The following is a 24,083-nucleotide window of genomic DNA, read 5'->3' as shown; positions in this document are numbered from 1 at the left end:
ATGGCACGTTCATTAAAGAAAGGCCCTTATATAGAACATCACTTGGGCAAAAAAGTGGATGCTATGAACGAGTCTGGCAAAAAATCTGTCATCAAGACTTGGTCAAGAAGATCCATGATTTCTCCGGACTTTGTAGGTCATACCTTTGCTGTGCATAATGGAAATAAATTTATTCCTGTATTTGTAACAGATAATATGGTAGGTCATAAACTAGGAGAATTTGCTCCTACGAGAAACTTTAGAGGTCACATTGCCAAAAAAGATAAAGGAAAGAGATAATCATGGAAGCAATAGCAAGATTAAATAATGTTCCTACTTCTACTCGCAAAATGAGATTGGTAGCTGACCTTGTTAGAGGTAAGCGCGTAGGACATGCACTAAGCATATTGAAGTTTACACCAAATCATGGTTCTATTAAATTAGAGAAACTTCTTCTTTCTGCTGTGGCCAACTGGCAAGCAAAGAATCCAGATGAAAAACTTGAAGATGCTGATCTATACATCAAAACAATTCAAGTTGATGGTGGTCGAATGTTGAAAAGACTAAGACCTGCTCCTCAAGGAAGAGCACACAGAATTCGCAAAAGATCAAATCATGTGACCTTGGTAGTTGATGCATTCAGTACCAATGTTACCGCTGATGAAGTACAAACAAAAGAAAACTCTAATTAAGATTAGACTATGGGACAAAAAATAAACCCTATTGGTTTTAGACTTGGTGTAGTCAAAGGTTGGGATTCTAACTGGTATGGTGGTAAAGATTTCGCTGAGAAACTTTACGAAGATCAGCAAATCAGAAAGTATGTCAATGCTAGAATTCCTAAAGGTGGAATTTCCAAAGTGATCATCGAAAGAACTTTGAAAAGAATCACCCTAACTATTCACACTGCCCGTCCAGGTGTTGTGATTGGTAAAGGTGGAGCTGAAGTAGATAAGTTAAAAGAGGAATTGAAGAAGCTAACCAATAAGGATGTACAAATCAACATCTTTGAAATTAAGCGTCCTGAGTTGGATGCTAAATTGGTAGGAGAATCAATTGCTCAACAACTACAAGCTCGTATCTCTTTCAGAAGAGCGATGAAGCAATCCATTGCAGCAGCAATGAGAGTTGGCGCTGAAGGTATTAAAGTTAAGCTTTCCGGTCGTCTGGGTGGAGCTGAGATGGCAAGATCTGAAATGTACAAAGAAGGTAGAATTCCTTTGCATACACTAAGAGCGGACATCGACTATGCTATTTCTGAAGCAAATACTGTATATGGTATCATCGGTATCAAAGTTTGGATTTTCAAAGGTGAAGTTTACGGTAAGAGAGATCTTTCTCCTAACGTAGGAGCAGCCAATGAACCAAAAGGAGGTAACGCTAGAGGAAAGAGAAGAGAAGGCGGCCCAAAAAGAAGAAAGAGAAATAACTAATTTTCACCCTTAAGTGAGAAATCATGTTACAGCCAAAAAGAACTAAATATAGAAAAATGCACAAGGGCAGAGTCAAAGGCATTGCACAAAGAGGGCACACGCTTTCTTTTGGCAACTTTGGTATCAAATCCCTTGAAGCTGGATGGATAACCTCTCGTCAAATTGAAGCGGCTCGTATCGCTATGACAAGAGCAATGAAAAGAGAAGGTCAAGTTTGGATAAGGATTTTCCCTGACAAGCCTATCACTAAGAAGCCTGCAGAGGTTCGTATGGGTAAAGGTAAAGGTGCTCCTGAATACTGGGTTGCAGTAATCAAGCCAGGAACTATCCTTTTTGAAGCAACTGGAGTAAGTTTGGAAGTAGCTAAAGAAGCTTTGAGACTTGCACAGCAAAAACTACCTGTAAGTACAAATTTCGTGGTACGTAGAGATTACGTAGGATAATAAAAGCTATGAAAAATTCAGAAATCAGATCACTTTCCGAAAGTGAAATCATCGAGCGAATCGCCGCTGAGCAGACTAACTTGACTAAGTTACGTTTTGCTCATGCTATTTCTCCGATAGAAAATCCTAACAAATTAAAAGAGGTAAAGCGTACAATCGCGAGATTGAAAACAGCTTTGACCGCGTTACAATTAGCTAAATAAGAATAGAGATGGCTACTACTGAGAGAAATCTACGTAAAGAAAGAATAGGAAAAGTAGTCAGCAACAAGATGGATAAATCCATTACAGTTGCCGTAGAGAGAAGGGTAAAGCACCCTATCTATGGTAAGTTTGTTGCGAAGACTACCAAGTTTATGGTTCATGACGAGAACAACGAGTGTCGTCCAGGCGATCTTGTTAAGATTAGTGAAACTCGTCCGCTGAGTAAAAACAAGCGTTGGAGATTAGTAGAAATTATAGAAAAGGCTAAATAACATGATACAACAAGAATCCAGACTAAGCGTAGCGGACAATTCAGGTGCTAAAGAAGTGCTTGTGATCCGTGTATTGGGAGGAACCAAGAAAAGATATGCTTCTATTGGGGATAAAGTTGTAGTAACTGTTAAGTCCGCACTTTCTTCCAGCAACATGAAAAAAGGTACCGTTTCTAAAGCGGTTATCGTGAGAACGAAAAAGGAAATTAGAAGAAAAGACGGTTCTTATATCCGATTTGAAGATAATGCTGCCGTTCTTCTCAACAACAACGACGAACCAAGAGGAAGCCGTATCTTCGGCCCTGTTGCTAGAGAGTTGAGAGAGAAGCAGTTTATGAAGATTGTATCTTTGGCCCCAGAAGTATTGTAATCATGGAAAGAAAATTCAATAAACAACCCAAATTACATATCAAAACAGGTGATACTGTAAAAGTATTGTCAGGTGATGATAAGGGTAAAACAGGCAAAGTGCTTTCTGTAAACCTTGAAAAGAGAAAGGCAACTGTAGAAGGAATCAATATTGTGACTAAACACGTGAAGCCTACTGCTACAAACCCTCAAGGTGGAATTGAAAAAAGAGAAGCAGCTTTACATATCAGTAACCTAATGCTTGTAGATCCTAAAACAGGTGAAGCTACCAGAACTGGTAGAAAGCATGGTGAAAACGGAAAATTAGTTAGATATTCTAAGAAAACTGGGGAGGTGATCAATGGCTAATCCTAGAATGAAAGATAAGTACCTTACTGAAATCGCTCCTGCATTGAAGGAAAAATTCCAGTATAAGTCAGTTATGCAAGTTCCTAAATTGACCAAAATTGTTCTGAACAAGGGTATTGGTGCTGCTGTAGCTGATAAGAAATTGGTGGATCAAGGTGTTGAAGAGCTTTCTTTAATCACTGGTCAAAGGGCTGTTGCTACAAAGGCTAAGAATTCTATCTCTAACTTTAAATTGAGAGAGGAAATGCCTATCGGTGCAAAAGTCACATTGAGAGGAGATAGAATGTACGAATTCTTAGATAGACTTGCTACCGTTGCTCTTCCTCGAGTAAGAGATTTCAAAGGTATCAGTGATAAAGGCTTCGATGGAAGAGGTAATTATACTTTAGGTGTAACAGAGCAAATTATCTTCCCTGAAATCAGCATTGAGAAAGTAAACAGAATCTCTGGAATGGATATCACTTTTGTGACCACTGCTGAGACAGATGAAGAAAGCTATGCTTTGTTGAAAGCTTTCGGTATGCCTTTTATCAATAAAAATAATCAAGAATAATTATGGCAAGAGAATCATTAAAAGCTCGCGAGAGAAAAAGAGAACGTCTTGTAGCCAAGTATGCTAAGAAAAGAGCTGAACTTAAGGCTGCCGGTGATTACGAAGCCTTGGACAAGTTGCCTAGAAATGCATCTCCAGTAAGACTACACAACAGATGTAAGCTAACTGGCCGTCCGAAAGGTTATATGAGAAAATTTGGTATCAACAGGGTAACTTTCAGAGAAATGGCTTCTGCTGGAAAGATTCCTGGTGTAACTAAGTCAAGCTGGTAAAAATCGGACAAAAGTTTTTATTCTAAAAATCATTGTGTAACTTTGCACGCCCATTACGGGTGTGCAGTTAGACTTATATAAATATGACTGATCCAATAGCTGATTATTTGACCAGATTGAGAAATGCCATCAAGGCATCTCATAGAATCGTAGAGATTCCTGCTTCCAACATCAAGAAAGAATTGACTAAGGTTCTTTTTGATAAAGGATATATACAGAATTATAAGTTTGAAGAAGAGGGTCCTCAAGGATCTATCAAAATCGCTTTAAAGTATAATCCTTCTACAAAGCAGAATGCAATCGTAAGCCTTGCTCGAGTGAGTAAGCCAGGTCTAAGAAAATATGTTAAGCATGACGAATTGCCTAGAGTAATCAATGGTCTAGGAATCGCCATTCTATCCACCTCCAAAGGCGTGATGACTGATAAAGAAGCACGTACAGAAGGTATTGGTGGAGAAGTACTTTGTTACGTTTATTAATAAACCGTTATGTCTAGAATAGGTAAAAAACCAATAAATCTACCAGCGGGTGTTACTGTAGACGTGTCAGCACACAATACTGTCACTGTTAAAGGTCCCAAAGGTACGCTAACTCAGGATGTGAATCCCGACATTACCGTTGCGGTTGAGGATAATCAAATTGTAGTAACAAGGCCTACAGAGTCTAAGAGACACAAGTCTCTTCACGGCTTGTATAGATCTTTGTTGAACAATATGGTTATAGGTGTTTCAGAAGGTTACAAAAAAGACTTAGAGTTGGTCGGTGTAGGTTACAAAGCCTCCAATCAAGGACAAGTGTTGGAGTTATCTTTGGGTTATTCCCACAACATCTTCTTTGCTCTTCCGGATTCAATTTCATTAAAAACAGAAACGCCTAAGGGTAAGAACCCAATTGTGTCTCTTGAAGGAATTGATAAGGAATTGATCGGTCAGGTAGCTGCTAAAATTAAATCTCTACGTAAAGTTGAGCCTTACAAAGGTAAAGGTGTTCGTTTCGTAGGTGAAATTGTAAGACGTAAAGCTGGTAAAACCGCAGGTAAAAAATAATTAAGATGGCTTTCAATAAGAACTCAAGAAGACTTAGAATCAAGAAAAGTATCCGTAGAAAAATCTCCGGATCTGATTCTAGACCTCGTTTGTCAGTATTTAAAAGCAATACTGGTATATATGCTCAGTTGGTTGATGACCTTAAAGGTCATACACTAGCGCAAGCCTCTTCCAAAGAACTTGGTGCTAAAAATACTACGATTTCAGTGGCTACTGAAGTAGGTAAGAAATTAGCAGAAAGAGCTGTTGCTAAAGGTGTTGCTTCTGTTGTATTTGACAGAAGTGGATACTTATATCATGGTAATGTTAAAGCTCTTGCCGAAGGTGCAAGGGAAGGTGGCCTTAAATTTTAATAGATATTATGTCTCAAGTTAAAAGAAAACCCATTAGGGCAACAGATACAGAACTTAAAGAGAAAGTTGTTGCTATCAACCGTGTTGCTAAAGTAGTTAAAGGTGGTAGGAGATTTTCTTTCTCTGCAATTGTTGTAGTTGGAGATGGTAACGGTGTGGTTGGTTATGGATTGGGTAAGGCCAATGAAGTAACAGATGCTATTACCAAAGGTATAGAAGATGCTAAAAAGAATCTTGTCAGAGTGCCTATTTTGAAAGGAACCATACCTCACGAGCAACTTGGTAAGTTTGGTGGTGGATTTGTTTTGATCAAGCCCGCTGCTGCTGGTACTGGTGTGATTGCGGGTGGTGCTATGCGTGCGGTTCTTGAAAGTGCTGGTGTAACTGATGTATTGGCAAAGTCCAAAGGTTCTTCAAACCCTCACAATGTAGTAAAAGCAACAATTGATGCTTTAGTACAATTGAGAGATGCTATAGCTGTATCACAGCAAAGAGGTGTTAAAATGTCAAAAGTTTTTAACGGTTAAGAAGATGGCAAAGGTTAAAGTAACTCAAGTAAGAAGCATAATCAAAAGACCAAAAGATCAAAAAGCTACTATTACAGCTCTTGGTCTTGGTAGGATTAATAAGTCTGTTGTAGTTGAAAATACTCCTCAGATCGCTGGAATGGTAAGAAAAGTAAGTCACCTTGTAAAAGTGGAGGAAGCTTAATCATGAAATTACATACATTAAAACCTGCTGAAGGATCTGTAAAGAATAGAAAAAGAATTGGTCGTGGAACTGGTTCTGGTAGAGGTGGTACCTCTACTAGAGGTCATAAAGGAGCCAAGTCTAGATCTGGTTACAAATCTAAGTTAGGCTTTGAAGGTGGTCAGATGCCACTTCAAAGAAGAGTACCTAAGTTTGGTTTCAAGAGTCTAAATAGAATCGAGTGTAAACCTATCAATCTTTCTGCATTGCAAGAGCTTTCCGAGAAATATAACTTGGATACAGTTTCTTTCGATGTTTTGGTAGAACATGGACTAGTTTCGAAAAAAGATGTTGTAAAAGTCCTAGGTAGAGGCGAACTTACAGCGAAATTGAATGTAAGTGCTCACTATTTCTCTGCTTCCGCTGTTGAAGCTATTGAAAAGGTTGGCGGAACAGTTAACAAGATTTAATCAATGAAAAAGTTTATCTCAACAGTTAAGAATATCTTTGCTATTGAAGATCTAAGAGTCCGAATTTTGAATACAATCGGTTTTCTGGTTGTATTCAGATTGGGTTCTTTTATCGTTTTACCTGGAGTAGATCCTTCAAAATTGAATGATGCTCCAGAAGGTATTTTCGGTCTAATCGATACTTTCCTTGGAGGAGCTTTTAGTAATGCTTCTATCTTTGGTTTAGGGATTATGCCATATATTTCTGCTTCCATCGTGTTGCAGTTGTTGACTGTTGGAGTACCATATTTTCAGAAATTACAAAAGGAAGGTGAATCTGGTAGAAAAAGAATCAATCAGATCACTCGAGTATTAACTATTGCTATTACAGTGGCTCAAGGTATCGGCTATATTACAGCTACTATTCTTCCTACTGGTGCAGTAATGGTAAGTACTTCCTTATTTATGTTTAGTTCTTTGGTGTTGCTATCAGCTGGTACAATGTTCTGTATGTGGCTTGGGGAAAAAATCACTGAAAAAGGCATTGGAAATGGTATTTCAATGTTGATCATGATTGGGATTATCTCTAGATTCCCTGGAGCTATCATTGCGGAAGGTTTATCCAAAGGTACTTCTGGGATGCTATTGTTGTTGATTGAAGCAGCAGTACTATTCTTTGTTGTATTGGGTGTGGTAGCATTGACTGAAGCAACAAGAAGAATTCCTGTTCAATATGCCAAGCAAGTTGTTGGTGGGAAAGTTTATGGAGGTCAAAGACAATACATTCCTATTAAAGTGAATGCTTCTGGTGTAATGCCAATTATCTTTGCTCAATCATTGATGTTTCTACCTGCATTGATTGCTCAGATTTGGTCGAGCGACAACGATATAGCTAATTATATCGGTTCCACGTTTTCGGACTTTACATCTTGGCAATACAACTTGGTATTTGCTATTATGATTATTCTTTTTACTTTCTTCTACACGGCTATTACTGTGAATCCAGAGCAGATATCCGAAGACTTAAAAAGAAATGGAGGTTTTGTACCAGGTATTAAGCCAGGTGCTCCAACTTCTGAGTTCATAGATAATATTATCTCAAGGATTACACTTCCTGGTTCAGTATTATTAGCTTTAGTTGCCGTACTTCCAGCTTTTGCAATCATTGCTGGTGTTGGTGGAGAATTTGCTCAATTCTATGGTGGTACTTCCCTATTGATCATGGTAGGTGTGATCATGGATACATTGAGACAAATTGAAAGTTACTTATTGATGAGACATTACGAGGGCATGATGAAGAGTGGGAATATGAAAAATAATCCTTCGAATTACGCACCAGCTGTATGATCCATTATAAGACTTTTGAGGAAGTCCAATTAATAAAAGAAAGTGCTCAAATACTTGGTAAGGCTCATGGAGAGGTAGCCAAGAATATTAAAGAAGGAGTAAAGACTTCTTTCTTAGACAAAATAGCGGAGGAATTTATAAGGGATCACGGTGGTGTTCCCTCCTTCAAAGGTTACAATGGTTTTCCTGCATCATTATGTATCTCAGTGAATGAGGTTGTGGTTCATGGATTTCCTAGTGATTATGTTTTGAAAGATGGCGATATAATCTCAGTAGATTGTGGAGTCTTTCACCAAGGTTTTCATAGCGATTGCGCTTATACTTACCCTGTCGGTGAAGTTTCCCCTGATGTATTGTCATTGCTTAAAGCGACAAAGGAATCTCTGTATTTAGGTATTGAAAAAGCAGTTTTTGGTAATAGAGTTGGTGATATAGGTCATGCTATCCAAAAATTTGTTGAAGCTAAAGGTTATACTGTAGTTAGAGAACTTGTGGGTCATGGTTTGGGTAAGAATTTACACGAATCGCCGGAAGTACCCAACTATGGTAAACGTGGTAGTGGGCCTCTTTTGAATGAAGGGCTAGTTATAGCGATAGAGCCAATGGTTAACCTAGGTAGTAGAAATATTGTACAAGAAAGAGATGGTTGGACTATTCGTACTGCGGATAGAAAGCCTTCTGCACATTACGAGCATACTGTGGCTATCTTCAGAGATAAAACTGAAATATTGACCACACATCAATATATTGAGGAAAACTATAAATTCTAAATATGGCTAAACAGACATCTATTGAACAAGATGGTACTATAATAGAAGCATTGTCAAATGCAATGTTCAAAGTGGAGCTGGAGAATGGTCATCAATTGATTGCCCATATATCTGGAAAAATGAGAATGAATTATATAAAGATCCTTCCTGGAGATAAAGTAAAATTAGAGCTTTCTCCGTATGATCTTTCTAAAGGTAGAATTGTTTATCGATACAAATAAACTGTCATGAAAGTAAAGGCATCAATCAAGAAGAGAAGTGTTGATTGTAAAGTGATCAGAAGAAAAGGAAAACTTTACGTGATCAACAAGAAAAATCCTAAGTTTAAACAAAGACAAGGTTAATAATTATGGCAAGAATTGCAGGTGTTGACATCCCAGACAACAAACGTGGAGAAATCGGCTTAACCTACATTTTCGGTATAGGTAGAAGTTCGGCCAGAGCAATCCTGGACAAAGCAGGTATTTCTTATGATAAGAAAGCTGGTGAGTGGAATGATGAAGAATCTACCGCTATTAGAAATATTATTGCTGAAGCGTACAGAACGGAAGGTGTTCTCAAGTCCGAAATTCAGCTTAATATCAAGAGATTAATGGATATTGGTTGTTATAGAGGTCTAAGACATAGAAAAGGTCTTCCTTTGAGAGGTCAAAAGACCAAAAACAACGCTAGAACTAGAAAAGGTAAGAGAAAGACTGTTGCTAACAAAAAGAAAGCAACTAAATAAATCTTGATTTAGATTATGGCTCAGAAAAGAAACGATAAAGCTAAAGGTAAAAAAAGAGTAGTTAAAGTAGAAGCGGTAGGCCAAGCGCATATCAAAGCTTCCTTTAACAACATTATCATCTCTATTACCAATAATTCTGGACAGGTGATCTCTTGGGCTTCTGCCGGTAAAATGGGATTCAGAGGTTCTAAAAAGAACACACCTTATGCAGCTCAAATGGCAGCTCAAAATTGCGGTCAAGTTGCTTATGATTTAGGATTGAGAAAAATTGAGGTTTTTGTAAAAGGTCCAGGTGCAGGTAGAGAATCTGCTATTAGAACTTTACAAAATGTAGGTCTTGATGTAACTACGATTATTGATGTGACTCCACTTCCGCACAACGGTTGTCGTCCTCCAAAACGTAGAAGAGTTTAATTCATTAAAGAAGATATAGAGAATGGCTAGATATAGAGGTCCAAAGGCAAAGATTGCCAGAAAATTCGGTGAGCCGATTGAAGGACAAAGCAAAGCACTTCAGAAGAAAAACTATCCTCCAGGCCAACATGGTAGAGGTAGAAGAAAGAAACAATCAGAATATGCTATTCAGCTGGCTGAAAAGCAGAAAGCAAAATATATCTATGGTATTTTAGAGAGACAATTCTCTAAAATGTTTGATATTGCTTCTAGAAAACAAGGTATTACTGGTGAGAACCTATTACAATTGTTAGAAGCAAGATTAGACAACGTAGTGTATAGATTAGGTATTTCTCCAACTAGAAGAGGCGCAAGACAACTTGTTTCTCACAAGCATATCCTTGTTAATGGTGAGTTGGTAAATATTCCTTCTTACACTTTGAAGCCAGGTGATGTTATTTCTGTGAGAGAGCGATCTAAGTCTCTTGAAGCTATCACAGCTAGTTTAGCTGGTAGAGGAACTGCTCGTTATTCTTGGTTAGAGTGGGATAACACCTCGTTAGCAGGTAAGTTCGTAAGCATTCCAGTTAGAGAAGATATTCCTGAGAATATCAAAGAACAACTGATTGTTGAACTTTACTCTAAGTAATATTAATTCAGACTTAAAAAGAACTATTGATATGTCCATATTAGCATTTCAAATGCCTGAAAAAGTGGTAATGGAAAAAGCCGATGATTTTCACGGTCTATTTACATTTAAGCCACTGGAAAAAGGCTATGGGGTTACCATTGGTAATGCCTTAAGAAGAATTCTTTTGTCTTCTCTTGAGGGTTATGCAATCACCTCAGTAAAACTACCAGGTGTTGTTCATGAATTCTCTACTATCGAAGGTGTAGTAGAAGATTTTACGGACATCATTCTTAACCTGAAGCAAGTGAGATTCAAAAAGGTTCATGAAGCTATCGACGGTAAAATTACCGTGGAAGTGAAAAACCAATCTGTGTTCACTGCTGGTGATATCGCTAAATTCACATCTTCTTTTGAAGTGTTGAATCCTGAATTGGTAATTTGCCACTTGGATGAATCAAAAAGTCTGGAAGTTGAACTTACAGTAGAAAAAGGAAGAGGATATCTTCCTGCTGAAGAGTCTAAACCAAAAGAACAAGTTTTCGGCGTTATCCCTATTGATGCTATTTTCACTCCTATTAAGAATGTGAAGTATAGTGTAGAAAATACAAGGGTAGAACAGAAGACTGACTTCGAAAAATTGATTCTTGAAGTTACTACAGATGGATCCATCCATCCTGAAAAAGCTCTTCAAGAGTCAGCAAAGATTCTTATTCAGCACTTTATGTTGTTCTCTGATCAAACAATGGTTCTTGACTCCACTGGAGTTTCTGAACCTGAGCCGATCGATGAAGAGTTCCTTCACATGAGAAAGTTGTTGAAGACTTCTCTTGGTGACTTGGATCTTTCAGTTCGTGCTTTTAACTGTTTGAAGGCAGCAGACGTGAAGACTTTAGGAGATCTTGCAAAATTGGAAATTTCTGACATGATGAAATTTAGAAATTTTGGTAAGAAATCTCTTGCTGAACTAGAGCAACTTATCCAAGAAAAAGGATTAACCTTTGGGATGGATTTGTCTAAGTATAAACTTGATGAAGAGTAATAAAAATGAGACACGGTAAGAAATTTAACCACCTTGGAAGAACTGCTAGTCATAGAAAAGCAATGCTTTCTAACATGGCAGCTTCTTTGATCCTTCACAAGCGTATTTCCACGACGCTTGCAAAGGCTAAGGAATTGAGAAAATATGTAGAGCCTCTAGTGACTAGAGCTAAAGAAGATACCACACACAACAGAAGAATTGCTTTCTCTTACCTTCAAAACAAAGAAGCTATCAAAGCTCTTTTTGGCGAAGTTGTTGAGAAAGTAGCTACTAGACCAGGTGGATATACTAGAATCATTAAAACTGGTTTTAGACTTGGTGATAACGCTGAGATGTGTATTATCGAATTGGTTGATTTCAACGAATTGATGTTGAAGGAAGCTAAGCCTGCTAAGAAAACTACTAGAAGAAGTAGGAGAGGTTCAGGTGCTGCAAGTACTGAAGCAAAGGCTCCTGTTGAGTCTGCTGCTCCAGAAGTTGAAGCTAAAGAAGATGATAACAAAGAAGAAAAGGGAGCAGAATAAAATGTTGCTAAACTCTTCATATATAGGGATTGAACTTTGGTTCAATCCCTTTTTTTATATCAGTTAAAATTTACAAGGCATATCTTTATAATTTCCTTAAATTTGGCGAGTCGTTATAACACAATGAACAAACAAAAAGCAACTCTTCTATTAGCCGACGGGACTATTTTCCGAGGCACTCTTATCGGAAAACCCGGTACCAATGGCGGTGAAATCTGTTTTAATACGGGGATGACAGGGTACCAAGAGATCTACACAGACCCTTCATATACAGGTCAAATCATAGTTACTACTACTTCTCATATTGGTAATTATGGTGTAATAGATACTGAAGTAGAATCGGATAGTCCAACCATCTCAGGTATTGTAGTCAATACATTTTCAGATGTATATAGCAGACTTGATGCAGATGGATCGCTTCAAGATTATTTAGTCAAACATAATATTACAGGTATAGCTGATATTGATACTAGGATGCTTGTAAGACATATCAGGTCTAAAGGGGCTATGAATGCAATTATTAGTTCAGAGTTTGAGGATGATCTTGCTGGTCTTAAAGCCGAATTGAATTTGGTACCTGATATGAATGGCCTCGAATTGTCATCAAAAGTTTGTACCAAGGAACCATATTTCTTTGGTGATGAAAATGCTACCATAAAAGTAGCTTGTTTAGATTTCGGAATTAAAAAGAATATTTTAAGAAATCTTGCTGATAGGGGCGTTTACTGTAAAGTATTTCCTGCTAAAACTTCTTTATCTGAGCTTCAAGCTTGGAGTCCTAATGGGTACTTTTTGTCCAATGGGCCTGGTGATCCTGCCGTCATGGAATATGCGGTGAATACTACCAGAGAAATTCTTGAAACAGGTAAACCAGTCTTTGGGATTTGTCTTGGTCATCAACTTTTGGCAGAGGCCTGTGGGGTATCTACCTACAAGATGCACCATGGACATCGTGGTATCAATCACCCTATCAAAAATCTAGTAACAGGTAAAAGTGAAATTACATCTCAAAATCATGGTTTTGTGGTAAAAAGAGAAGATGTAGAGAATAATAGTGATTTGGAAATCACACATGTTCATTTGAACGATGGTACTGTAGCAGGGATAAAATTGAAAAGCAAACCTGCTTTTTCTGTTCAATATCACCCTGAATCGGCTCCAGGGCCACACGATTCTCGTTATTTATTTGATGAATTTGTATCTTTAATGCAATAAAATAAAACCTAATTAAACCATTAAAAATTATGACATTAATTCAATCTATCCACGCTAGACAGATTTTAGACTCTAGAGGTAATCCTACCATCGAAGTTGATGTAGTGACAGAAACTGGAGCTTTTGGCAGGGCTGCCGTACCAAGTGGTGCTTCCACTGGTGTCAATGAAGCTGTGGAATTAAGAGATGGAGACAAATCAAAATATCTTGGAAAAGGAGTTTTGAAAGCAGTATCAAATGTAAATGATGTAATTGCTCCTGAATTGCTTGGAATGGATATTTTTGAGCAAAATATGATCGATCAGATCATGATTGACCTTGATGGAACCCCTACTAAGAGCAAGCTAGGAGCAAATGCAATTTTAGGGGTGTCTCTTGCGGTAGCTAAAGCTGCAGCTATGGAAGCTGGACAACCACTTTATAGATATATTGGTGGGGTCAATGCCAATACTTTACCTGTTCCAATGATGAATATCATCAATGGCGGATCGCACTCTGATGCTCCCATTGCTTTCCAGGAATTTATGGTAAGACCAGTTGGTGCGGAGAATTTCTCAGAAGCTATTAGAATGGGTGCTGAGATTTTTCATCATTTGAAAAAAATCCTCCATGACAAAGGCTTGAGTACAGCGGTTGGAGATGAAGGTGGGTTCGCTCCAAACTTCTCTGGAGGTACTGAAGAAGCACTTGCTTGCATCTTAGACGCAATTAAAAATGCTGGGTACAAGGCTGGTTCAGACGTTACGATTGCTTTGGATTGTGCAGCATCTGAATTCTTTGTAGATGGCAAATATGATTACAAGAAATTTGAGGGCGAAGGAGGTCAAATAAGAAGCAGAGAAGAGCAAGTTGCTTACTTGGCTGAGTTGACTGAGAAGTATCCAATTGATTCTATTGAAGATGGCTTCGCTGAAGAGGATTGGCAAGGTTGGGCTATGCTTACTGCCAAAATTGGTGATAAAGTGCAGCTCGTTGGTGATGATCTTTTTGTGACTAATGTAAAGTTCTTGGAAAGAGGTATCAAAGAGAAGTCTGCTAATTCAATTCTGATTAAGGTAAACCAAATTGGAACATTGACAGAAACTTTGAATGCCATTTCTATGGCTCACAAAGCTGGTTTTACAGCTGTTATGTCACATAGATCAGGTGAAACAGAAGATGCTACCATTGCTGACTTAGCCGTGGCTGTTAATTGTGGTCAGATCAAGACAGGTTCTGCTTCAAGATCTGATAGAATGGCGAAATATAACCAGTTGATTAGAATTGAGGAGCAATTGGGAGACTCTGCTATATTTCCTAAGAAATAATAGGTATTAAAATTTGAAGTGAAAGGCAGCCGAGAGGTTGCCTTTTTTGTTTTCAAATCGGTTTTAGAGCTGAAGGGTTTGAATCAGTATTTATCATTTTTTCTTATGTTTGTAGCTTATATTCTACATATCTGTTGAAGCCAATATGCTTTTTAACTCCTTAGATTTTGCAATCTTTCTGCCGTTGGTATTTATATGCTATTGGTTCCTTTTTAGGTGGAATCTTAAGGCTCAAAACACTCTAATTTTACTAGCAAGCTACGTTTTTTATGGATGGTGGGATTGGAGATTTTTGTCCTTGATTGCTTTCAGTACCTTGATTGATTATTTGATAGGAATAGGTTTAGGCAAGGAGGAGAATACCTATAAGCGAAAGCTGCTACTGACGATCAGTATATGTATTAATCTTGGTTTTTTGGGGTTTTTCAAATACTACAATTTCTTTTTAGATAATTTTATCGATGCTTTTCAATTGCTAGGAGTACCTTTTAAGGCTTCCTCCTTGAAGATTATTCTACCTGTTGGAATTAGTTTTTATACTTTCCAAACGATGAGTTATACCATTGATGTCTATAGGAAAAAGTTGATACCAACTCACGATTGGATTGCTTTTGGCGCTTATGTCAGTTTTTTTCCGCAATTGGTAGCAGGGCCAATTGAAAGGGCGACAAACCTTTTACCTCAATTTTCAGAAAAAAGAGTTTTTGATCAAAATAAAGCGGTAGATGGATTGAGGCAGATTCTTTGGGGTTTGTTTAAAAAAATGGTTATTGCGGATAATTGTGCAGAATATGTAAATATTATATTCAATCAAAGCGAGTCCCTGTCTGGCAGTATACTTGCTTTGGGGGCTGTATTATTTGCTTTCCAGATTTATGGTGATTTTTCGGGCTATTCGGATATTGCGATTGGAACTTCTAGACTTTTTGGATTTCAATTGATGCAAAATTTCGCATTTCCATATTTTTCAAGAGATGTGGCAGAGTTCTGGCGAAGATGGCATATATCACTTTCTACATGGTTTAGAGACTATCTTTATATCCCGCTGGGTGGAAGTAGAAGTGGGCTGGCCTTAAGCATTAGAAATACATTTATAATTTTCTTGGTATCTGGATTTTGGCATGGTGCCAATTGGACTTTTATTATATGGGGGGCACTCAATGCCGTCTATTTTCTGCCTTCTTTACTTTTGGGTAAAAATAGAAATAACTTAGACGTAGTGGCACAGGAAAGTAGGTGGCCAAATCTGAGAGAGCTGATTTCAATGCTGTTTACTTTTGGGCTGACTAGTTTTGCATGGATTTTCTTTAGAGCTGAGAGTATGTCCCATGCATGGGGATATGTACAAAATATGATGCAGCCAAGTTTATTCTCAATCCCAGATTTTCATATTCTTGAAGGTGTCATTTCCCTTATGGTTTTGATTGTCATCTTTATCCTGATAGAATGGAATGGTAGAAGGCGCCAATATGCTATCATGGATTTAGCAGCGAGTAGAAGTAGGATGTTTCGCTGGTGCATGTATTTATTGATCATATTAGCGATAGATATATTTGGTAATACTTCTGAGGAAATAGAGTTTATTTACTTTCAATTCTAATGCTATGCGCCTATTTCTAAAAAATACCTTCGCATTTCTTCTAGTTCTTTTGTTAGTTAATGCATTTCTTTTTCTATTGGTCAGAGGGTTTTATATCAAAGATTACGAAGAAGTAGATCTTGATTTTGACGAGTTTATATTGGCAGATTCTCATGGGACACCGCTTGGAGATTTTGCAGAAGAATTTGAGGTACATAATTTTTCAGCTCAGAGCGATTCTTACTTAGATATGGAAAGAAAGCTAAAGTATCTGCTTCGAAAAGGTAAAATTGAGCGCATATATATCAGCGTAGACGACCATACGCTATCTCCTACCCGAGAGAATCAAAATAACTTGGATCGATCGGCATACTATACAGAAAGGGATGATTTTGAATCTTGGTTTGATTTTGTAAAGGAAAAATACCTCAAGTACTATCTAGTTTTTCTTAATGATCGCTACAGTTTGGTAATCAAAAATTTCATAACTGAGGAACTGTTTGATTATAGACGTTGGGGTGGGAGCAAGGGTAAGATTGCTTGGGAAAACTTAACAGAAGAAGAAAGACAGAGACAAGCTCAAGATAGATTTAAAAATTACTTTGAGCAAGATGGGGCTTCAGAAAAGATGATGGCTGCTTTAAAGAATATCATTTCTATGAGCAGAGAATACGATGTAGAATTGATAGGGGTCAGGTTTCCTTTATCTCGCTCTTATTATGGGATCCTGGGTGAAGAAAGTTATCATGCAGATAGTCTTTTCATAAAAGAAGGCTTAAGGATTCTGGATTTCGATAATGTTTTTCTAAATCAAGACTCTTTATTTAGAGATATGGATCATTTAGACAAAGAGGGAGGAGAAATTTTTGTAGATATTTTACTTGACAGCTTGGAGCTGTTTATGGATGATAAATAAAAAAGACTGATCTAATGACCAGTCTTTTTACTCCAAACAACTCAAACACTAAACTGTATTTATTCTACTTCAACCTCGAAGTAGTACTCTTGTCCATTAGGGTATAATCCTAGGACTACTATTTCTTCACCTCTACTTTCTTCCAGAAGAGCGATCAGGTCATTGGATCCTGTGATTCTGTATCTACCATCAGGACCTATTACCGAAGTGATAATAAAGCCCGGTTTAGCTCCAGCTTTCTTCCACGCGTCATTCTCTACCGAAATGATCGTTGCACCTCCTTGGATTTTGAGTCTATCCTTGATATTTTGCTTAATATCTTCGAAAGTTAAACCATTGAAGCTAGCCACTACAGGTACTTCTTTTTTGACAATTTTGGTGTCACCTGAGAGATTCTTGAGGGTGGCTGTTGTAGTATACTCTTTGCCTGCTCTGAGGTATTTCACTTCCACTTTGTCACCTGGTCTTTTTCTAGCCACCATCTCCTGTAGCTTTGCTACGCTATTGGTAGTGACGCCGTCCACACCGATGATGATATCTCCTTCTTTTAGGCCAGCTTCTTTTCCACCGCTGCCATCATTGACTCCAGCGATGTAAACACCCTGACTTACACCAAAGGATTTATCGAGGCTCTCTTCCAACTCAGGAGATACATCTTGTATGGTTACTCCTAATAATCCTCTTTGTACTGTCCCAAATTCAAGGAGGTCATCCATGACTTTCTTGACAATAGATGTAGGAACAGCAAATGCATATCCATTGAAAGTACCGGTTCTTGAGGCAATTGCTGTATTGATTCCAATCAACTCTCCAGCTAGGTTCACCAATGCACCACCTGAATTTCCAGGATTTACAACTGCATCTGTCTGTAAGAAGGATTCTATGGAGAGGTTACTTTCAGCAGTTCTTAGAATTCCTATATTTCTAGCCTTAGCACTGATGATACCTGCAGTTACTGTAGAAGTGAGATCAAATGGATTCCCTACTGCAAGGACCCATTCGCCTACCTTTGTTTTGTCAGAATCACCAAATCTCACATAAGGGAGATTTTTTTCCTCGATTTTGAGCAAAGCAAGATCGGTAGAAGGGTCTGTTCCTATGACTCTAGCCGTATATCTGGTGTTGTTTTCCAAGGAAACTTCAACCTTACTTGCATTTTCGATTACATGGTTATTGGTGACTATGTAGCCATCTTCAGAAATTATTACCCCAGATCCAGAGCTTCGGGCTTCTTGGGGCATTTGTCCTCTATTGGGAGATCTAAATCCGAATAGTTCTTCTAGTGGATCAGCGCCACGCTGTCTTTGCGTGACAGAAACTGTACTTTTGACATGGACTACAGCAGGGGTGACTTGTTGTGCCGCTGCCACGAAATTGATCCCATCAGGGATAGTGAACTTGTCATCACTAAGCCAATTGACAAGACTAGCATCTTGCTTTTCGGAGAAATTGGTGGCGGTGTCTTGCTTAGCCAAGAAGCTAGCCCCCGCCAAAGCAACAATCCCCCCTATCAGAGAGGCCAATACGATGCCTAAGAAAAATTGCTTTTTGTTCATTTCTTTTATGTTTAAGTTCTATAGATGATACACGAAATTTACACACATCAGTTATCAAAAATCAAGCATTTTGATACCAATGGCAGTTTTATTTAACATGGTTTAACAGCAAACTGGAATTTTCTATTTATATAACCCATAATCTGGGCTACAGTTCATGGAATATGATTTTTTGATCTAATGGATTGCAATGTTGGTATTAAATCAGATAATCATATATCTTTAATTCATAGAGCCTCAACCTATAACTTATGAGAATTATATTCCTTTTCTGTTTTCTCCTACTCTTATCTTTTCAAGGGTTTGCTTTTCAGACTGATATAGAAGTACTCGATACACTTCTCAAAGTCAATGAAAAGCTTCAAGAAGAAGAAAAGCCTGAAAGACCTTCATTAGAAGGTAGTATTCGGAAAGCACAAGACTTCACGATTCAATTGAATCGAATGAATTTTAATCTCAATCGAGAGCTAGATACCTTGTCACTTATGGAAGATATGCCAGATATAGAAAGACTGGTCAATGTGATCCAAAGTAGGCTTGAAGATCAAGATAGCAAAATCAATATCAGGTACCTCAATGAACTTGACAACCTGCTCAGAAATATCAGGGTGCAAGTGGGTGATGCTGAGCGAAAGGTGACTGCTCGTACTGAGGAATTGATTGGAGCAAAAAGTCAGCTTGAGGATATGAAACAGTCTGATCTGATGAAATTAGATCTTAGAGATTCCTCAATACTTCCCGAGTATCAAGCTGCGCTGTCTCAATTCAGAGACCGTATTGCACAAACAGATAGTTTGCTGAATGGTCAGAGGATTTTAACTGCCGCTTTTCAAACAAGAATATCAAGAATGATGATCAAGATATCTGAGCTATCCATTGCACTTGATGTGGAAAGGAGAAGTGCAGAAGCGGCTCTATTGAGAAAGGATATTAATTTCATCTGGGAGAAAAAAAGTTATGAACCTAATTTAAATCTTTCGACTGTATTTTGGGAGTCGATCAGACTCAACGAAGTAATCTTGAAACGCTACATCAAAAACCACATCGGCATGACGATATTTCTGATGCTCGTTTTTGTGGGATTTTCTATTTGGATAAAGAATTTGATTTCAAAAATCAGAGGAGAAAAAGAGTTTGCAAAGATTATTCTAGAAAGGGCGCATTACGTTCCCAAATTCCCAATCCTCAGCGGGGTAATCATCTTGCTTCCATTTATTCCTTTTTTCTATACTAACCCTACGATTTCATTTCTCACGGTTTTGCTTTGGATAGCAGTTTTGGTGGTTACTGTGATGCTAAGGTCTAGTTTTCCATCAGGACTTTTTAGGCTGTGGTTGATGTTCGTGTTTATTTTCTTTATTTATACTGTTAGCAATTTATACAGAGACACCAATTTTTCAGAGCGATGGTATTTGCTTTTTTTGAGTATGATAGGGATATATCTTGCTGTAAAGATCGTTAGGTTTAAGGAAAACAATCCTGAACTTTTACCCAATTTAATTGACAAATTAGTCAAGCTCTATATTGGATTGCAAGTGTTTTCCATTTTGGCCAATATTTTTGGACGTTTTAGCCTTAGTAAACTTTTAGGAGTAGCAGCTACCTTAAGCTTTGCCCAGGCGATTGGTCTTTATCTATTCGTGCAGATTGTAATGGAAGTTATTTATCTTCAGATCGAAGTAAGAAGGAAGAGTGAAAATGACTTTACTTCTTATATTGACTTTCATGGCATTCAGACAAGAGTCAAACGTACTTTGTATGGAGTAGCTTCATTGATCTGGGTCTACTATTTTTTAGACAACTTGTCGCTGTTAGATCTCTTTATAGATCAGGCAGGTATCCTCCTGACTACTGAGCGTTCACTTTTCAATACTAAATTCACCTATGGGAATATCGTCGTATTTGTTGTCATTGTGTATGTCGCCAGCTTGTTAGCTAATAATATTGCCTACTTTGCTACTATCAAAGATCAGCAACAAGCAAACTTGCGAGAAAAGAGACTTGGATCCTCCATACTATTAATCAGACTCGGTGTACTTTCTTTAGGGTTTTTATTGGCAATAGGGGCTTCAGGTATTGGTTTTGAGAAGATCGCCATCGTCTTGGGGGCATTGACACTAGGGATCAGTTTTGGATTGCAGACTATTGTCAATAACCTTGTCTCGGGAGTGATATTGGCATTTGAAAAACCCATTCAGGTAGGTGATAATATTGAGGTGGGAGGAAGAATGGGGACGGTAAAAGATGTAGGAATCCGGGCAAGTAAGATTCAGGGGTATGATGGTTCAGAGATAATTATTCCCAATGGAGATTTATTGTCACAGCATTTGATCAACTGGACATTATCAGACAAGAAGCGTAGAGTGGAGTTGTTGATTGGAGTGAGTTATGGATCAGATATAGATTTGGTTACTGATCTTATTTCAAGACAGTTAGCATTGGATGAAATTCTAAAAAATCCAGAGCCGAGGGTTTATTTGCAGAATTTTGCAGATAGTGCGATTGAATTTAGAGTGCTCTTTTGGGTTGAGAATTTTGATACTTGGGTGTTGATTCGCAATGCAGTCATGAGAGGGACTTTCAAATCATTCAAGGAGCATGGAGTAGAAATTCCATTCCCTCAGCGCGATCTCAATTTCAAAAACTTCCCAGCCGTCTTGGATGAAAAAGTAAAGTCTGTGGAAGAGTTGAATGAAATAGAAAAGCTGAAAAAGCTCAAAGAGGAAGAAGATAAGGGAGATGAAAAAAGTCAATAAAAAATGTGGAGCTCGAAAGCTCCACATTTTTTATTTCCTCTGCCTGATCGCTTCGTAGATGACTACGCCTGCTGCTACTGATACATTTAAGCTTTCTATATTTCCCGACAATGGAATTTTGACAAATTCATCACTTAAACCCATCAGTTCTGGAGAAATCCCATCTTCCTCTGACCCCATGATCAATGCAGTAGGTGCCTTGAAGTCGGCTTCGTACATTTCTCTTTCGGTTTTCTCAGTCACACTCACTACGTTGAGCCCCATTTTTTTGAGGTCTTTGACAGTATAGTAGAGGTTTTTTACTCTACACACTGGCAAAAAATTCAAAGCACCTGCTGAAGTTTTGACCGCATCTGAGTTGATCTGAGCACTACCTTTTTCCGGGATTACGATCGCATGTATTCCAGCACAATCAGCCGTACGCGCGATAGCACCGAAATTTCTTACATCAGTCACTCTATCCAAAACCAACACCATTGGAGCTATTCCTTTGGAAAAACATTCATCTATGACATTGTCAAGCGAGGCATATTGAATCGCTGAGATATGAGCGATCACCCCTTGGTGGTTTTTTCGGGTGATCCTATTCAACTTGGCTTCTGGAACTCTTACCACAGGGATTCTTTCCTCTTTGGCAAGTTTGAGTAGTTCCTTGATCAGATCGTTATTTAGTTCTTTGTTGACAAGCACCTTATCGATGTCCTTGTTGGCATTGATGGCTTCCATCACTGCTCTGGTACCAAATAAAAAATCCTTGTCTTGTTCTCCTTTGTTGATCAGAAATCCATCCTTCCGCTTCTCCATAATGTGATGCTTTTGAACCACTCAGGCTGAAGTGCTCTGGAGCGGTTGAGTATATAATAATTTGGAGTCAAAATATTTTTGACGCGTGCAAAGGTAAAGTTTATTTTGGAATTTGAGTTAAGGTCTCCATAAGTCCATATCTCCGCGTTCTGTCTGAAGGTGACGCCTGTTGGTGGTCCCATCACGGTGTAGACCATTCCTCGATCTGTTTTCCAGCCCTCTTTGAAATCCGTGAATAGTATATTGGCAAATTCAATCTGTCGGAAATATTCTCGAATTAGTGTCTTGGCAGCCTCTTCGTCTTTGGTCAAACCTATCCAGTATTGATCAAGTGCTTTTTTCTTGTCTGATGCCTCCATGAGCGCTTCATGTTCCCTTCTAGTGGAAATATAAACCACCATGTCTACCATATCTTCCCAAGTTTCTACTCTCGGGAAGGCTTGAGACACTGTTTTGATCAAAAGGCCCTCAGTAGAGTTTGTGTCTGATTGAATGAAGTAATAACCCTTCTCGTCAAAAGTCCTTGGGGTATTGACTAAAAAATCACCTTGATTGACTACTTCTACTTCTCGTGGCGCTGGAGCAGGCTTGGTTTCCATAGGAGGAAAAGGTGATGCAAATTCCGTAGGATAAAAGAATCTATTTAGACTTACCGCTGAATTACTTTTGAATAGCAATGCTTCTTCTTGAATCAAAAAACTTTGGTCAAATGGAACATCATTGCCGTAGTAGGCGCCAAAATTAGGGTGGCCAAGTATAAATGGTCCCACTAGATCCATGTGATAATAGTATTCATCCCCTTGTCGAGTATCCACGATTTTGATCAAGGCGATGGCTTCTTCTTGTTCTTCTGGTATTTGAATTCTTTGTTCGAAATAAAAATGGTTAGCAGTATTTTTTTTCAAATCATTTTCCTGAAGTCTGGTTAGATTCTCGTTTTGAAATGCTTGATTGTAGGAAGATAGGATTGTGAAATAGAATTCATAATCATCAAAAACAGGATTGTCCTCTAATTTCTCAACAGGCATTTGTAGTAAAAATGTCCTCTCGGATATTTTCACGGGGATGATTTTTGGTGATAGTCGCGAATACCTTGAGTATCTAAGTGTCTGATTGGTAGTTTCTAAGGTCTGTTGCGAAAAGCCAGAACCAGAAGCCAGCAAGAATGTCAGCAAAGAGGTGAAGAATAGGTGGAATTTTGAAGAGATCTTATTTGTTGTCATATGGTTCAAAAATTAACCTTAATTTTGCTCAAATTAATAAAATTTTAAATGGCTACCTATACAACGGAAATTGCATCGGACAAGTTGGTGAGTGACAATCCTATCCATCAAAGACTTCTAAAGGCCTATATTGCTGCCAAACCAATGGTCAAGGGTGACTTACTGGAAGTTGGCTGTGGAGAAGGTAGGGGTGTCGCTGAGCTTTTAGACGCTGTAGATTCCTATCTAGGTTTGGATAAAATCCAAGAAGTGATTGACAAACTTCAGGCCAAATACCCTCATGTATCTTTCAGACAGGCTGTCATACCTCCATTTGCAAATATCCCATCGGATAGTTTTGATACAGTAGTGAGTTTTCAAGTGATAGAACACATAGAAAACGATCGGCTTTTTTTGGAGGAAATCTATCGTGTACTCAAGCCTGGGGGGAAAGCTATCATATCAACACCTAATATTCGACATACTTTATCTCGGAATCCTTGGCATATCAGAGAATATACTTCAAATCAACTCAAGGCTCTCTGTGAAGGAATCTTTGATCAAGTAAAAGCGATGGGGATAGGGGGCAATCAGAAAGTCTGGGACTATCATGAAGCTAACCGCAAATCAGTCAATAAAATCATGCGTTTTGATGTTTTTGATTTGCAATATAAACTTCCGGCTACAGTACTCAGATGGCCTTATGAAGTGCTCAATAGAGTGAATAGAAATAAACTTCACAAGCAACAAGGGAAGCATGTGACGGCTATTACCCATGCAGATTACTTATTGGTGGATCATCCCGATCAAGGCTTAGACCTTTTTTATGTGTTGGAGAAAAAGTCGAAATAAATACCAAGTTTTTTTGAACCATGCTTATAACAAAAAATCCCCTCAAGTGAGGGGA

34 protein-coding genes are annotated in these 24,083 nt (G+C 38.2%); 31 read left to right on the top strand and 3 right to left on the bottom strand.

The features are described from left to right. The 29 genes from rpsS (at position 1) to BW935_RS10245 (ending at position 16,858) form a co-directional block, all read left to right on the top strand. The gene (gene rpsS / locus BW935_RS10385; protein ID WP_076501222.1) at positions 1-279 is read left to right on the top strand and encodes a 30S ribosomal protein S19; all 279 of its coding nucleotides are present in this window, start codon (positions 1-3) and stop codon (positions 277-279) included. 2 nt (positions 280-281) lie between these two features. After that, positions 282-671 carry a 50S ribosomal protein L22 gene (gene rplV / locus BW935_RS10380; protein WP_076501221.1) on the top strand — a complete coding sequence of 130 codons (390 nt, stop codon included), beginning with the start codon at positions 282-284 and terminating at the stop codon, positions 669-671. 9 nt (positions 672-680) lie between these two features. Continuing rightward, positions 681-1,412, top strand: a complete 732-nt coding sequence (rpsC, locus tag BW935_RS10375; RefSeq protein WP_076501220.1) for a 30S ribosomal protein S3 — start codon at positions 681-683, stop codon at positions 1,410-1,412. 23 nt (positions 1,413-1,435) lie between these two features. Continuing rightward, complete coding sequence (gene rplP, locus BW935_RS10370) at positions 1,436-1,855, top strand: 50S ribosomal protein L16 (RefSeq protein ID WP_010611207.1); 420 nt, start codon at positions 1,436-1,438, stop codon at positions 1,853-1,855. Positions 1,856-1,863: 8 nt separating this feature from the next. Beyond that, positions 1,864-2,058, top strand: coding sequence for a 50S ribosomal protein L29 (gene rpmC, locus BW935_RS10365; RefSeq protein WP_076501219.1), 195 nt, complete (start codon positions 1,864-1,866; stop codon positions 2,056-2,058). 8 nt (positions 2,059-2,066) lie between these two features. Next, positions 2,067-2,330 carry a 30S ribosomal protein S17 gene (gene rpsQ / locus BW935_RS10360; RefSeq protein ID WP_076501218.1) on the top strand — a complete coding sequence of 88 codons (264 nt, stop codon included), beginning with the start codon at positions 2,067-2,069 and terminating at the stop codon, positions 2,328-2,330. A gap of 1 nt (position 2,331) precedes the next feature. After that, a complete protein-coding gene (gene rplN / locus BW935_RS10355; protein WP_076501217.1) occupies positions 2,332-2,700 on the top strand; it encodes a 50S ribosomal protein L14 in 369 nt (122 codons plus the stop codon). Positions 2,701-2,702: 2 nt separating this feature from the next. Beyond that, on the top strand, positions 2,703-3,047 hold the full coding sequence (gene rplX, locus BW935_RS10350; RefSeq protein WP_076501216.1) for a 50S ribosomal protein L24: 345 nt from the start codon (positions 2,703-2,705) through the stop codon (positions 3,045-3,047). After that, a complete protein-coding gene (gene rplE, locus BW935_RS10345) occupies positions 3,040-3,600 on the top strand; it encodes a 50S ribosomal protein L5 (RefSeq protein WP_076501215.1) in 561 nt (186 codons plus the stop codon). Before rplX ends, rplE begins: the two co-directional genes overlap by 8 nt. A 2-nt stretch (positions 3,601-3,602) precedes the next feature. Beyond that, complete coding sequence (gene rpsN / locus BW935_RS10340; protein ID WP_076501213.1) at positions 3,603-3,872, top strand: 30S ribosomal protein S14; 270 nt, start codon at positions 3,603-3,605, stop codon at positions 3,870-3,872. 83 nt (positions 3,873-3,955) lie between these two features. Continuing rightward, positions 3,956-4,351, top strand: a complete 396-nt coding sequence (gene rpsH / locus BW935_RS10335) for a 30S ribosomal protein S8 (RefSeq protein WP_076501212.1) — start codon at positions 3,956-3,958, stop codon at positions 4,349-4,351. A 9-nt stretch (positions 4,352-4,360) separates the two neighbouring features. Next, a complete protein-coding gene (gene rplF, locus BW935_RS10330) occupies positions 4,361-4,918 on the top strand; it encodes a 50S ribosomal protein L6 (protein ID WP_076501210.1) in 558 nt (185 codons plus the stop codon). 5 nt (positions 4,919-4,923) lie between these two features. Further along, complete coding sequence (rplR, locus tag BW935_RS10325; RefSeq protein WP_076501208.1) at positions 4,924-5,271, top strand: 50S ribosomal protein L18; 348 nt, start codon at positions 4,924-4,926, stop codon at positions 5,269-5,271. A gap of 8 nt (positions 5,272-5,279) precedes the next feature. Continuing rightward, on the top strand, positions 5,280-5,798 hold the full coding sequence (rpsE, locus tag BW935_RS10320) for a 30S ribosomal protein S5 (RefSeq protein ID WP_076501207.1): 519 nt from the start codon (positions 5,280-5,282) through the stop codon (positions 5,796-5,798). Between the two features lie 4 nt (positions 5,799-5,802). Next, positions 5,803-5,982: a 50S ribosomal protein L30 gene (gene rpmD / locus BW935_RS10315; protein ID WP_076501205.1), complete on the top strand. Its 180-nt coding sequence runs from the start codon at positions 5,803-5,805 to the stop codon at positions 5,980-5,982. A gap of 2 nt (positions 5,983-5,984) precedes the next feature. After that, a complete protein-coding gene (rplO, locus tag BW935_RS10310) occupies positions 5,985-6,431 on the top strand; it encodes a 50S ribosomal protein L15 (protein ID WP_076501203.1) in 447 nt (148 codons plus the stop codon). 3 nt (positions 6,432-6,434) lie between these two features. After that, positions 6,435-7,757, top strand: coding sequence for a preprotein translocase subunit SecY (secY, locus tag BW935_RS10305; protein WP_076501202.1), 1,323 nt, complete (start codon positions 6,435-6,437; stop codon positions 7,755-7,757). Further along, positions 7,754-8,527: a type I methionyl aminopeptidase gene (map, locus tag BW935_RS10300; protein ID WP_076501200.1), complete on the top strand. Its 774-nt coding sequence runs from the start codon at positions 7,754-7,756 to the stop codon at positions 8,525-8,527. The genes secY and map overlap by 4 nt, the downstream gene beginning before the upstream one ends. Positions 8,528-8,529: 2 nt before the next feature. After that, positions 8,530-8,748 (top strand): translation initiation factor IF-1, encoded by a 219-nt coding sequence (infA, locus tag BW935_RS10295; protein ID WP_040480068.1) that lies wholly within the window; start codon positions 8,530-8,532, stop codon positions 8,746-8,748. Positions 8,749-8,754: 6 nt separating this feature from the next. Then, positions 8,755-8,871 (top strand): 50S ribosomal protein L36, encoded by a 117-nt coding sequence (gene rpmJ / locus BW935_RS10290; RefSeq protein WP_009034194.1) that lies wholly within the window; start codon positions 8,755-8,757, stop codon positions 8,869-8,871. Positions 8,872-8,876: 5 nt separating this feature from the next. Beyond that, on the top strand, positions 8,877-9,254 hold the full coding sequence (gene rpsM, locus BW935_RS10285; protein ID WP_076501199.1) for a 30S ribosomal protein S13: 378 nt from the start codon (positions 8,877-8,879) through the stop codon (positions 9,252-9,254). 15 nt (positions 9,255-9,269) lie between these two features. Beyond that, positions 9,270-9,668, top strand: a complete 399-nt coding sequence (gene rpsK / locus BW935_RS10280) for a 30S ribosomal protein S11 (protein ID WP_009034192.1) — start codon at positions 9,270-9,272, stop codon at positions 9,666-9,668. A 22-nt stretch (positions 9,669-9,690) separates the two neighbouring features. After that, the gene (gene rpsD, locus BW935_RS10275; RefSeq protein ID WP_076501197.1) at positions 9,691-10,296 is read left to right on the top strand and encodes a 30S ribosomal protein S4; all 606 of its coding nucleotides are present in this window, start codon (positions 9,691-9,693) and stop codon (positions 10,294-10,296) included. Positions 10,297-10,327: 31 nt separating this feature from the next. Next, entirely contained in the window at positions 10,328-11,317 is a 990-nt protein-coding gene (locus BW935_RS10270; RefSeq protein WP_076501196.1) for a DNA-directed RNA polymerase subunit alpha, read from the top strand. Positions 11,318-11,322: 5 nt separating this feature from the next. Then, positions 11,323-11,841 carry a 50S ribosomal protein L17 gene (gene rplQ, locus BW935_RS10265; RefSeq protein WP_076501194.1) on the top strand — a complete coding sequence of 173 codons (519 nt, stop codon included), beginning with the start codon at positions 11,323-11,325 and terminating at the stop codon, positions 11,839-11,841. A gap of 123 nt (positions 11,842-11,964) precedes the next feature. Continuing rightward, positions 11,965-13,056, top strand: coding sequence for a glutamine-hydrolyzing carbamoyl-phosphate synthase small subunit (carA, locus tag BW935_RS10260; RefSeq protein WP_076501193.1), 1,092 nt, complete (start codon positions 11,965-11,967; stop codon positions 13,054-13,056). A gap of 29 nt (positions 13,057-13,085) precedes the next feature. Then, on the top strand, positions 13,086-14,363 hold the full coding sequence (eno, locus tag BW935_RS10255; RefSeq protein WP_076501191.1) for a phosphopyruvate hydratase: 1,278 nt from the start codon (positions 13,086-13,088) through the stop codon (positions 14,361-14,363). A 145-nt stretch (positions 14,364-14,508) separates the two neighbouring features. Continuing rightward, complete coding sequence (locus tag BW935_RS10250) at positions 14,509-15,963, top strand: MBOAT family O-acyltransferase (protein ID WP_076501189.1); 1,455 nt, start codon at positions 14,509-14,511, stop codon at positions 15,961-15,963. Positions 15,964-15,967: 4 nt separating this feature from the next. Continuing rightward, positions 15,968-16,858, top strand: coding sequence for a hypothetical protein (locus BW935_RS10245; protein ID WP_076501187.1), 891 nt, complete (start codon positions 15,968-15,970; stop codon positions 16,856-16,858). 59 nt (positions 16,859-16,917) lie between these two features. On the opposite strand, the gene BW935_RS10240 is transcribed toward BW935_RS10245, so the two are convergent. Continuing rightward, a complete protein-coding gene (locus BW935_RS10240) occupies positions 16,918-18,414 on the bottom strand; it encodes a trypsin-like peptidase domain-containing protein (RefSeq protein WP_076501185.1) in 1,497 nt (498 codons plus the stop codon). A 251-nt stretch (positions 18,415-18,665) separates the two neighbouring features. Here BW935_RS10240 and BW935_RS10235 point away from each other — a divergent pair, with 251 nt between their 5' ends. Next, complete coding sequence (locus tag BW935_RS10235; RefSeq protein ID WP_076501183.1) at positions 18,666-21,170, top strand: mechanosensitive ion channel domain-containing protein; 2,505 nt, start codon at positions 18,666-18,668, stop codon at positions 21,168-21,170. A 30-nt stretch (positions 21,171-21,200) separates the two neighbouring features. Here BW935_RS10235 and rlmB read toward each other — a convergent pair whose 3' ends face one another. Then, positions 21,201-21,974, bottom strand: coding sequence for a 23S rRNA (guanosine(2251)-2'-O)-methyltransferase RlmB (rlmB, locus tag BW935_RS10230; protein WP_076501181.1), 774 nt, complete (start codon positions 21,972-21,974; stop codon positions 21,201-21,203). Next, positions 21,947-23,197 (bottom strand): GWxTD domain-containing protein, encoded by a 1,251-nt coding sequence (locus tag BW935_RS10225; RefSeq protein ID WP_076501180.1) that lies wholly within the window; start codon positions 23,195-23,197, stop codon positions 21,947-21,949. Before BW935_RS10225 ends, rlmB begins: the two co-directional genes overlap by 28 nt. A gap of 48 nt (positions 23,198-23,245) precedes the next feature. Here BW935_RS10225 and BW935_RS10220 point away from each other — a divergent pair, with 48 nt between their 5' ends. After that, positions 23,246-24,028, top strand: coding sequence for a class I SAM-dependent methyltransferase (locus BW935_RS10220; RefSeq protein WP_076501178.1), 783 nt, complete (start codon positions 23,246-23,248; stop codon positions 24,026-24,028). Positions 24,029-24,083 lie beyond the last annotated feature (55 nt).

It is taken from the genome of Belliella pelovolcani (assembly GCF_900156785.1).
Lineage (GTDB): Bacteria > Bacteroidota > Bacteroidia > Cytophagales > Cyclobacteriaceae > Belliella > Belliella pelovolcani.
Note: the sequence above shows the minus strand (reverse complement) of the source record. Positions and strands in the feature narration are given on the sequence as shown.

Excerpts from the sequence above, each read along its gene's own strand:
- BW935_RS10220 (WP_076501178.1), top strand. The coding sequence starts at position 23,246 with ATGGCTACCTATACAACGGAAATTGCATCGGACAAGTTGGTGAGTGAC.
- rplO (WP_076501203.1), top strand. The coding sequence starts at position 5,985 with ATGAAATTACATACATTAAAACCTGCTGAAGGATCTGTAAAGAATAGA.
- rpmJ (WP_009034194.1), top strand. The coding sequence starts at position 8,755 with ATGAAAGTAAAGGCATCAATCAAGAAGAGAAGTGTTGATTGTAAAGTG.
- rplV (WP_076501221.1), top strand. The coding sequence starts at position 282 with ATGGAAGCAATAGCAAGATTAAATAATGTTCCTACTTCTACTCGCAAA.
- rplE (WP_076501215.1), top strand. The coding sequence starts at position 3,040 with ATGGCTAATCCTAGAATGAAAGATAAGTACCTTACTGAAATCGCTCCT.
- BW935_RS10235 (WP_076501183.1), top strand. The coding sequence starts at position 18,666 with ATGAGAATTATATTCCTTTTCTGTTTTCTCCTACTCTTATCTTTTCAA.
- rpmD (WP_076501205.1), top strand. The coding sequence starts at position 5,803 with ATGGCAAAGGTTAAAGTAACTCAAGTAAGAAGCATAATCAAAAGACCA.
- BW935_RS10270 (WP_076501196.1), top strand. The coding sequence starts at position 10,328 with ATGTCCATATTAGCATTTCAAATGCCTGAAAAAGTGGTAATGGAAAAA.
- rpsD (WP_076501197.1), top strand. The coding sequence starts at position 9,691 with ATGGCTAGATATAGAGGTCCAAAGGCAAAGATTGCCAGAAAATTCGGT.
- BW935_RS10240 (WP_076501185.1), bottom strand. The coding sequence starts at position 18,414 with ATGAACAAAAAGCAATTTTTCTTAGGCATCGTATTGGCCTCTCTGATA.
- rplN (WP_076501217.1), top strand. The coding sequence starts at position 2,332 with ATGATACAACAAGAATCCAGACTAAGCGTAGCGGACAATTCAGGTGCT.
- secY (WP_076501202.1), top strand. The coding sequence starts at position 6,435 with ATGAAAAAGTTTATCTCAACAGTTAAGAATATCTTTGCTATTGAAGAT.
- rplF (WP_076501210.1), top strand. The coding sequence starts at position 4,361 with ATGTCTAGAATAGGTAAAAAACCAATAAATCTACCAGCGGGTGTTACT.
- rpsC (WP_076501220.1), top strand. The coding sequence starts at position 681 with ATGGGACAAAAAATAAACCCTATTGGTTTTAGACTTGGTGTAGTCAAA.
- rpsH (WP_076501212.1), top strand. The coding sequence starts at position 3,956 with ATGACTGATCCAATAGCTGATTATTTGACCAGATTGAGAAATGCCATC.
- rpsM (WP_076501199.1), top strand. The coding sequence starts at position 8,877 with ATGGCAAGAATTGCAGGTGTTGACATCCCAGACAACAAACGTGGAGAA.
- rpsE (WP_076501207.1), top strand. The coding sequence starts at position 5,280 with ATGTCTCAAGTTAAAAGAAAACCCATTAGGGCAACAGATACAGAACTT.
- rpsN (WP_076501213.1), top strand. The coding sequence starts at position 3,603 with ATGGCAAGAGAATCATTAAAAGCTCGCGAGAGAAAAAGAGAACGTCTT.
- rpsK (WP_009034192.1), top strand. The coding sequence starts at position 9,270 with ATGGCTCAGAAAAGAAACGATAAAGCTAAAGGTAAAAAAAGAGTAGTT.
- rplP (WP_010611207.1), top strand. The coding sequence starts at position 1,436 with ATGTTACAGCCAAAAAGAACTAAATATAGAAAAATGCACAAGGGCAGA.
- map (WP_076501200.1), top strand. The coding sequence starts at position 7,754 with ATGATCCATTATAAGACTTTTGAGGAAGTCCAATTAATAAAAGAAAGT.
- rplQ (WP_076501194.1), top strand. The coding sequence starts at position 11,323 with ATGAGACACGGTAAGAAATTTAACCACCTTGGAAGAACTGCTAGTCAT.
- rplX (WP_076501216.1), top strand. The coding sequence starts at position 2,703 with ATGGAAAGAAAATTCAATAAACAACCCAAATTACATATCAAAACAGGT.
- rpmC (WP_076501219.1), top strand. The coding sequence starts at position 1,864 with ATGAAAAATTCAGAAATCAGATCACTTTCCGAAAGTGAAATCATCGAG.
- BW935_RS10225 (WP_076501180.1), bottom strand. The coding sequence starts at position 23,197 with ATGACAACAAATAAGATCTCTTCAAAATTCCACCTATTCTTCACCTCT.
- rpsQ (WP_076501218.1), top strand. The coding sequence starts at position 2,067 with ATGGCTACTACTGAGAGAAATCTACGTAAAGAAAGAATAGGAAAAGTA.
- rplR (WP_076501208.1), top strand. The coding sequence starts at position 4,924 with ATGGCTTTCAATAAGAACTCAAGAAGACTTAGAATCAAGAAAAGTATC.
- rlmB (WP_076501181.1), bottom strand. The coding sequence starts at position 21,974 with ATGGAGAAGCGGAAGGATGGATTTCTGATCAACAAAGGAGAACAAGAC.
- BW935_RS10250 (WP_076501189.1), top strand. The coding sequence starts at position 14,509 with ATGCTTTTTAACTCCTTAGATTTTGCAATCTTTCTGCCGTTGGTATTT.
- carA (WP_076501193.1), top strand. The coding sequence starts at position 11,965 with ATGAACAAACAAAAAGCAACTCTTCTATTAGCCGACGGGACTATTTTC.
- eno (WP_076501191.1), top strand. The coding sequence starts at position 13,086 with ATGACATTAATTCAATCTATCCACGCTAGACAGATTTTAGACTCTAGA.
- rpsS (WP_076501222.1), top strand. The coding sequence starts at position 1 with ATGGCACGTTCATTAAAGAAAGGCCCTTATATAGAACATCACTTGGGC.
- BW935_RS10245 (WP_076501187.1), top strand. The coding sequence starts at position 15,968 with ATGCGCCTATTTCTAAAAAATACCTTCGCATTTCTTCTAGTTCTTTTG.
- infA (WP_040480068.1), top strand. The coding sequence starts at position 8,530 with ATGGCTAAACAGACATCTATTGAACAAGATGGTACTATAATAGAAGCA.